Below are 5,180 nucleotides of genomic sequence, written 5' to 3'. Positions count from 1 at the left end.
GGCCAACCCCCAACCGGGGTGGCGGTGGCGCGGGATTAACAATGTTTTCACCCCCGGGATATGGGGTGGGGTGTTTCAGCGGGGCTGGGCCGGCGGCCCGCGCAGTCTGAACCTCCACACTGCAACACCCGTGCGCGCCAAGCCGGCGGGCAACTCCCATCCTCATCCCCCAGCGGCTACACATCTCCCACTCCGGGTGGAAGCCACCACCCCAGCTTGACCCAAGACCCACCCTCGGCAACAATCCCCACGTTGCCGCCCACATGCGGCACACGGGATTGGCGTCCCGTCCGCTTAAACCAACTGGCCCTCGCTGGATACAGCGCGGGCTGCTTTACCATGGCCGCGCCATTTGGCAGGCGCATGGTGGACTATGAGTCGGCACTTAAAGACGATTTGATTTGTTTAGACGCCAATCCTGTTCCCTCTTAACTTGGGATCAGGTGCTTCATCTTGTGTCATTACAGGAGAAACACCATGCAACAGCCTCAAGCCTTCCCCCGCCGCCGCCGCTACAAACTGCCGGCTCCCGAGCTACAAGACACCCTGCTTCCCTTCGTCAGCTATCTGCCAGAACGCAGCTACCCGCATTACTGGCAAATGCCGGCTCCCAATGACGACTTTGCCGCCAATGTCGCCTATGGCCGCGAATGCGCTGGCCATTTGTTGCAATGGCTGAAGGACAACCAGCCCTATGCCGGGGGCGGCTTGCTCAGCCGCATCGCCCGAGATATCGACTTTGACGACATTGACGGCCGTGGCTACTGGATAGGCTTCTTCAATCTGTTGGAACACGCGCTGTTGCTGAGCGCGCTGCACCTCAAGGTCTTCCCTTATGTGGACCATTACCACCGCACGCATGAGGGCAGGATCTGGCGCAGGCAATTGGAAGAACGCTTCGGTCGCAAGCACTAAGTCGTCACGGCGGGTAACGCCGCCCGCCTGTTTGCCGGGTGGGTGGCGTCGTCTGGCGATGCCACCAAACCGCCTTATTCCCCTTGCAGCTGCTCGCTGCCCACTCCGCATTCCTGCTTCAAGAAGGCATAACCGGCCGGCGTGATCCGCAAGGCGCGGCTGTCGCTGCGGCGCTCGGTCAGACCGCGCTGCAAGAAGGCTTGGCACAAGGCCGCGCCCAGGCTGCCGGCGATGTGGTCGCGGCGTTCGCTCCAGTCCAGGCAGGCGCGCGCCAAGGGCCGGCGCGGGCGGGCGATGCCGGCCAGTTGAATGTCCAGCCGCGCCGCCAGCCAGTCCGCGCCGGCCGGCGTCACCGCGAACTCGCGCTCCTCGCGCCGTTGCAGCAGTTGCTGCTGTTGCAGGAAGTCGGCGACGGCGATGCCCAGCCGGCCGGCCAGGTGGTCGTAGCAGCTGCGCGCCAGGCGGATGTCGGCATTGCCCTTGGGGCGCACCGCGCTCCGGTTTTCGCCGGCGGCGGCGGACAGTGCTTCCAGCGCGTGGGCGATGGCCGGGCTGGCCAGGCCGTAATAGCGGTGGCGGCCGCGTTGTTCCACCCGCACCGCCTGGCCATGCAGCAGCTTGGCCAGATGGTTGCTGGCTGCTTGCGGCGACAGGCCGGCGGCCTGGGCCAGATCGCTGGCCGGGTAGAGGCGGCCGTCTTGCAATAGCAGCAGCATCAGCGCGCGGCCGGGGTCGGCCAGCAGGCTGGCCAGGCGGCTGATGTCGGGTATGCGGTCGTGCGGGGCTGCAAGCATGGTTCATCCTCGGCTGAAACTTTGGCGGATGCCGCCGGCTACGATAAACCCATCGTCAAGCTTGAACAAGGAGAGCGGGAGTGGAGGATTTGCTGGACTATTTGCGCCGTCATTTTCTGGCGGAACCGGAGCTGTTGGCGCGCAGCGGCGTGAGCCTGGACACCTTGCGCGGCTGGCAGCGGGCCGGCGCGGCGCCATGGCCGTCCTACCGGCTGACGCAGAGCGGGGAGGTGGCGTCCTGCATGGGCGCGGCGGCGCTGAGCGCGGAGTCGGCCTGGTATCCGCAGGGCATGTTGTGCTGGCTGGGCCAGGCGCTGGCCTTGGACGGCGAGCCGGAGCGCTTGCGCGCCTGTTTCGGCCGGCAGTGGCGCGCTGGGCTGGCGGCGCTGGAACTGCCGCGCGCCGAGGCGGAGCCGGATTGGGAGGCGGCGTGGCGGGATTTCCTGGCCGGCGGCTACGGGGTGTGCACCCGCGCCGGCTTGCCGGGGGAGATTGCGCAGAAGGAGGCGCTGGTGTTCTTGATCGACGCGCTGACCGAGCGGCAAAGCCGGCCCGCTCTGGACCCGGCCCGGCGCGAGCGCCTGGCCTGGGCGGTGACGGCGCTGGACGGGGTGGCGGCGCCGTTTGCGCCGCATGAGCGGGCGGCTAGTTCGCGTGCCCGCTGCGTGGAGCTGACGCGGCGGCTTTACCTGACGGAGGCGGCATGAGTGCTTGGCCTTTGGACCCGCTGGCGGCGGTGACTCACGCCCATCCCTATCCCTATTATCAGGACCTGGCGCAGCGGCGGCCGCTGTATTTTGACGCCGGCCTGGGCTTGTGGGTGGCGGCCGGCCATGCGGCGGCGCAGGCGGTGTTGGCCGCGCCGGAGTGCCGGGTGCGGCCGCTGGAACCGGCGGCGCCGCCGCAATTGGGCGATGGCGGCTTGGCGCGCACGTTCTGTCTGTGGGCGCGGATGAGCGAGGCGCCGCGCCATCCGGCGCTGAAGGCGGCCTTGAGCCGGGCCTTGGCGACGGTGGCGGGCGCGGAGGCCGGGCGCTTGGCGGAAAGCCTGGCGCGGGACTGGCTGGCGCGCGAGCCGTTGAACGGCGAGGTGCTGGACCGGATGGCGCAGGGCCTGCCGGTGCTGACGCTGGCCGGCTTGCTGGGTCTGCAGGCGGCGGATGCGCCGGTCTTGGTCGCGGAGGTTGGGGCGGTGGCGCAAGCGCTGGCCGCGGATGTCGACGCTGAAGCGCTGGCGTGCGGAGAACAGGCGTTGACGGCTTTGCAGGCGCGAGTGGCGGAGGCCTTGCCACGAGCCGACGGCATGCTGGCTGAGCTGAGGAATGAATTGGCGCCGGATGAGGCGACGCTGACGGCGAATGTGATCGGCCTATTGTTCCAGAGCCTGGACGCCGGCGCCGGCCTGTTCGCCGCCGCGGTGTGGCATCAGGCCCAGGGCCGGCCGCTGGCGGCGGGCGCGGCGGCGGAGTGGGATGGGCTGGCCTTGCGGGACCCGGTCTTGCACAACACCCGGCGTTTCGTTGCGCGGGATTGGTCCTATGGCGGCCAGACGGTGCCGGCCGGCGCTTCGGTACTGGTGGTGTTGGCGGCGGCGGCTTTGGACCCGGCCGGGCCGGGCGAGGCCTTGATGTTCGGCGCCGGGCGGCATGCCTGCCCGGGCCAGGCGCTGGCGCTGGAGATCGCGCGCGGCGGCCTGGCGGCATTGGCGGCGGCGCGGCCGGATTGGCAAGACTTGACGGCGGCGGCGCGTTTTCGCCGGCTGCCCAACGCGCGGGTGCGCATTTATGGCAAGGAAGGGAGAGCGGAATGATTGCGGTGATTTTCGAGGTGGAGCTGGCCGAAGGCGGCCGGGACGGTTATCTGGGCTGGGCGGAGCGCCTGGGGCGGGAGCTGGCGGAGGCGGACGGTTTCCTGTCGATCGAGCGCTTCGCCAGCCTGAACCGGCCGGAGAAGATGTTGTCGCTGTCGTTCTGGCGCGACGAGGCGTCGGTGGCGGCCTGGCGGCGGCTGGAGCCGCACCGCGCGGCGCAGCGGCAGGGGCGGGAGGCCTTGTTCGCCGATTACCGGCTGCGGGTGGCGGCGGTGTTGCGGGATTATGGGATGAAGGAGAGGGCGCAAGCGCCCGATGGCGTCAGCCCTGAATTGGATGCAAGGCCTTGATCACGTAAAGATCAAAACGGGTGGACTTGCCGTCCAGCACCGCGGACGGCTTCACGCCTTCGATGGCCGCGCCCAGCCGCGGCCGTTTCACCACGACGCGGTTCTTGGCCGCGGCGATGGCGGCTTGCAGCAGCGCGGCGCTGTCCTGATCGTCGCCTATTACCTGCTGGAAGGCCTGCATGTCCTTTTTGGCGGCGGCGCTTTTCTTGTCGGTGTCCGGGAACATCGGATCGACGAACACCACGTCCGGGCGCTCGGCCTCGTTCAGGGAGGCTAGCCAGGCGATGGAGCTGGCGTGCACCAGATGCATGCGCGCGGCGATGTCGGCGGTGTCCGGGTGGCCGGCGGCGCGCTGCAGCGCGTCGGCCAGCAGCGCGGCGGCCACCGGCGAGCGTTCCACCAGGGTGACGCGGCAGCCCAGCCCGGCCAGCACGAAGCTGTCGCGGCCCAGGCCGGCGGTGGCGTCCACCACATAGGGCAGTTCCTTCGCGCCTTTCAGGCCTATGGCCTTGGCCACCGGTTGGCCACGGCCGCCGCCTTGTTCGCGGCGGTGCTTGGCCGCGCCCTCGACGAATTCCGCATATACCGCGCCGTGCTTGCCGGTGGTCAGCAGTTCCAGCCGCTCCTCGCCCAATTCCAGCCAATAGCCTTGCTCGGGCCTCTGCGTCAGCAGCGGCAGGGCAAAGCGCTCGGCCAGCGCGCGGGCGGCATCCTGGCGCGCGGCGGCGGCGCAATACAGCGGGGTGGCGGGCATGTCGGCAAATCCTTGGTGAAAACGGCGCTGGAACGATACGGGATGGCGCGGTCCAGGGCAAGCCGGCGGCGGATTTACTACCGATATGCATGAAATATTCGCTGAACTACGTATTTGCACTTAGCTTGCTTCGCATGAGGAACAACTATTTTTAATGAGGGAAGCATCGTTTTGGCGTTTGACAGCTTTTGTCAGCTTGCATGCTGTGCTGTTTGCTAATTTATTGTACTGATTTTGATTTATTTAATTGTCATTTATTTTTGCTTTGATTCTAGGTTTTAATCCGCTAAGCAGCTTTTTGGAAGTAGGGCGCGAGCGTGGTGCGATCTGGGCGCTGAGTTGAAATAATCCGGGAGAGCGAGATGGGATGGTGGAAATCAGCGGGGCAATCGCAAGGTAGTGACAAGAAGACGCCGGCACCCAAGCGCTCGCGCCTGTTATTGCAGGCCCTGGAGCCCAGGTTGATGTTCGACGGCGCGGTGGCGGCCACCGGCTCCACCCCCCAAGCGCCATCGCGTTTTGCCCCAACAGCCGCGCCCGCCCCCCCCCCTGCGCCC

Annotated in this window: 6 protein-coding genes; 4 read left to right on the top strand and 2 right to left on the bottom strand. The window is 67.5% G+C overall.

Annotation, left to right across the window (positions count from 1 at the left end; genetic code table 11):
• The first annotated feature begins 477 nt into the window (after nt 1-477).
• Nucleotides 478-915 carry a hypothetical protein gene (locus ACE3QM_RS19630; RefSeq protein WP_231462393.1) on the top strand — a complete coding sequence of 146 codons (438 nt, stop codon included), beginning with the start codon at nt 478-480 and terminating at the stop codon, nt 913-915.
• 74 nt (nt 916-989) lie between these two features.
• Here ACE3QM_RS19630 and ACE3QM_RS19625 read toward each other — a convergent pair whose 3' ends face one another.
• Entirely contained in the window at nt 990-1,709 is a 720-nt protein-coding gene (locus ACE3QM_RS19625; RefSeq protein ID WP_048410386.1) for a helix-turn-helix transcriptional regulator, read from the bottom strand.
• A gap of 80 nt (nt 1,710-1,789) precedes the next feature.
• Between ACE3QM_RS19625 and ACE3QM_RS19620 the strand changes: the two genes are divergently transcribed.
• From ACE3QM_RS19620 to ACE3QM_RS19610, 3 genes are read left to right on the top strand one after another with little or no spacing between them, the layout of a single operon-like run.
• Nucleotides 1,790-2,416, top strand: coding sequence for a DUF6058 family natural product biosynthesis protein (locus tag ACE3QM_RS19620; protein WP_374424230.1), 627 nt, complete (start codon nt 1,790-1,792; stop codon nt 2,414-2,416).
• Nucleotides 2,413-3,519 carry a hypothetical protein gene (locus ACE3QM_RS19615; RefSeq protein ID WP_374424228.1) on the top strand — a complete coding sequence of 369 codons (1,107 nt, stop codon included), beginning with the start codon at nt 2,413-2,415 and terminating at the stop codon, nt 3,517-3,519. The genes ACE3QM_RS19620 and ACE3QM_RS19615 overlap by 4 nt, the downstream gene beginning before the upstream one ends.
• Entirely contained in the window at nt 3,516-3,869 is a 354-nt protein-coding gene (locus tag ACE3QM_RS19610) for an antibiotic biosynthesis monooxygenase (RefSeq protein ID WP_374424226.1), read from the top strand. Before ACE3QM_RS19615 ends, ACE3QM_RS19610 begins: the two co-directional genes overlap by 4 nt.
• Here ACE3QM_RS19610 and ACE3QM_RS19605 read toward each other — a convergent pair.
• The gene (locus ACE3QM_RS19605) at nt 3,841-4,623 is read right to left on the bottom strand and encodes a class I SAM-dependent methyltransferase (protein ID WP_231462388.1); all 783 of its coding nucleotides are present in this window, start codon (nt 4,621-4,623) and stop codon (nt 3,841-3,843) included. The two genes, ACE3QM_RS19610 and ACE3QM_RS19605, sit on opposite strands and share 29 nt — an antisense overlap.
• Nucleotides 4,624-5,180 lie beyond the last annotated feature (557 nt).

Source organism: Chromobacterium sp. (assembly GCF_041912965.1).
Taxonomy (GTDB): Bacteria; Pseudomonadota; Gammaproteobacteria; order Burkholderiales; family Chromobacteriaceae; genus Chromobacterium; species Chromobacterium aquaticum.
Note: the sequence above shows the minus strand (reverse complement) of the source record. Positions and strands in the feature narration are given on the sequence as shown.